Annotated in this window: 2 protein-coding genes; one reads left to right on the top strand and one right to left on the bottom strand. The window is 63.9% G+C overall.

Annotated elements, in window-relative coordinates; translation table 11 throughout:
• The first annotated feature begins 527 nt into the window (after positions 1–527).
• Positions 528–1,247: a GGDEF domain-containing protein gene (locus tag QMX78_RS21220; RefSeq protein ID WP_282273401.1), complete on the top strand. Its 720-nt coding sequence runs from the start codon at positions 528–530 to the stop codon at positions 1,245–1,247.
• A 12-nt stretch (positions 1,248–1,259) separates the two neighbouring features.
• Here QMX78_RS21220 and rnt read toward each other — a convergent pair whose 3' ends face one another.
• Positions 1,260–1,904, bottom strand: a complete 645-nt coding sequence (gene rnt / locus QMX78_RS21225) for a ribonuclease T (RefSeq protein WP_282273403.1) — start codon at positions 1,902–1,904, stop codon at positions 1,260–1,262.
• Between the last annotated feature and the right edge of the window lie 172 nt (positions 1,905–2,076).

A 2,076-nucleotide genomic window follows, 5' to 3' on the forward strand; every position in this document is an offset into this window, starting at 1 on the left:
GCTTACGCCGCTCCCACAAAAAGCGAGTGAGCCAGGATTCCTGGACTTTGTAGGAGCGGCGTAAGCCGCGAAGCCACAGATTTCCGCGGCGCCACCTCAGCCAAACCACCATCGGCCTGTCGAGCGCAGGAAGCTGCAGCTGCAATCTTGCAGAACCCCAGCTTCGCGGCTTACGCCGCTCCCACAAATGCCGCCTCTGTGATGTCGGCTTCATTGGCTCGGCGTGCGTTCACGCTGCCAATCACACTCCCACGAAAATCCATGGCAGGAATCAGTCCTGGTTCCTGCAGGAACCCGACGGTTTGCTAGTATCCGCAGATCAGCTTGGGGCACGAACGATGGCAGCAGGGAACAATCCGATCACCCGGTCGAGCGAGGGGCTGCGTGCGCGGTGGGGCAGGGCGAATGTCTTTGCAGGTCCATGCCAGTCAGCGCTGTTGTTGATGGCGGCAGCTGCCACCGCACCCGCTTGCGCGCAAGGCGTTGCGACGGCGTCTCTGCCAGCCCCGCAGTTGGCAGTACTGCCAGTGCCCGGTTTGCTCACCGGCCTGTGCGTGCTGTTGCTTCTGGCCGTGCTGTGGTTGGCGATGCAGCTCAAGCAGCAGCGCGGGCAAGCACAACAACTGGCTGCCCAGGAACAGGCGCGATCGGATCAGCTGCACCAGCAGAACGGCCGGTTGGAAGCGGCGTTGCTGGAGAAAGCAGAGCTCGAGCACAAACTGCGCGAGCAGGCCGAAGCATTCGAACGCTTGGCCAATGAGGATGATCTCAGTGGCCTGCCCAACCGTCGTGCCTTCGATGACGTGCTGGCGCGCGATATGGCGGCAGCGCGTCGTACCGGGCGTTCCTTGAGCCTGGTGGTACTGAGCATCGATCACCTCAAGCAGATCAATGCCGAGTGGTCGCGTGCAGTTGGTGATCTGGTGCTGTGCGAAGTAGGCGATCTGATGCGCCGCAGCCTGCGTGCCTCGGATATGCCAGCACGGCTGGGCAACAAGGAATTTGCCGTGCTGTTGGCTGATACCGCGCTGCCCGAGGCCGAGGTCGCCTGCCAGCGCCTGCAGCGTCTGTTCGGCCAGTACGCCGAGTGGGGTGGCCATGAAGCCGGTGACATCAAGGTGAGTTTCAGCGCGGGCGTAGTGCAGCTGGGTGAAGACGACCAGGCGCCGGTGTTGTTCTATCAGCGTGCCAAGAACGCATTGGCGCAGGCAAAGAAGGAAGGCCGCGCCAGGACCTGCGCGGCCTGATGATCGTGCAGCTCAGCGGCCGGGCGCGGTTGGCCAGGCGTTGACGATCTTGCAGAACAGGCGCGCGGTCTGCTCGGTGTCGTACACCGCGCTGTGCGCTTCGCTCGCGTCCCATTCAAAACCCGCTGCCTGCACCGAGCGGGCCAGCACGGTCTGGCCATAAGCCACGCCGGCAAGCGTCACCGTGTCGAACACGCTGAACGGATGGAAGGGGTTGCGCTTGTGACCGCTGCGGGCGACGGTGGCGTTGACGAAATTCAGGTCGAAATGCGCGTTGTGTCCGACCAGGATCGCGCGCTGGCAGTTGTACTTCTTCATCGCCGCGCGCACCGGCGCGAACACGTGCTCCAGCGCGTCACGCTCGGGCTTGGCCAGGCGGAACGGGTGGTCGAGCACGATGCCAGTGACTTCCAGCGATTTGGGGTCGATTTCGGTGCCTTCGGCCGGGATCACATGCGCACTGGCGGTCTGGCCGGGGTAGAGCAGGCCGTTCTCGTCCATCTCCACCGGCACGGCGGCGATCTCGAGCAGGGCGTGGCGATTGCAGTCAAAGCCGCCCGTTTCCACGTCCACCACCACCGGCAGGAAGCCACGGAAACGTTGCGCCATCGGCGTGAAAGCAGGGCGGGGGACCGAGGGTTCAGCAAGTTCGTTCATCGCAATAGGGTAGCAGAGCGGGTCAAGTGGCCGCGTTAGCAAGGGGCGGTAAGCGCTGTGGGGCACCTGTAGTGCCGAGCCATGCTCGGCAGGGGCCTTACCGTGTAGTGCCGAGCCATGCTCGGCAGGGGCTTTACCGGTAGAGACTCAGCCGAGCATGGCGCGGCTCTAC

This window comes from Stenotrophomonas sp. PS02298 (assembly GCF_029959445.1).
Taxonomy (GTDB): domain Bacteria; phylum Pseudomonadota; class Gammaproteobacteria; order Xanthomonadales; family Xanthomonadaceae; genus Stenotrophomonas.

Bases quoted from the DNA above. Each gene is read 5' to 3' on its own strand.
- rnt (WP_282273403.1), bottom strand. From the start codon at position 1,904: ATGAACGAACTTGCTGAACCCTCGGTCCCCCGCCCTGCTTTCACGCCG.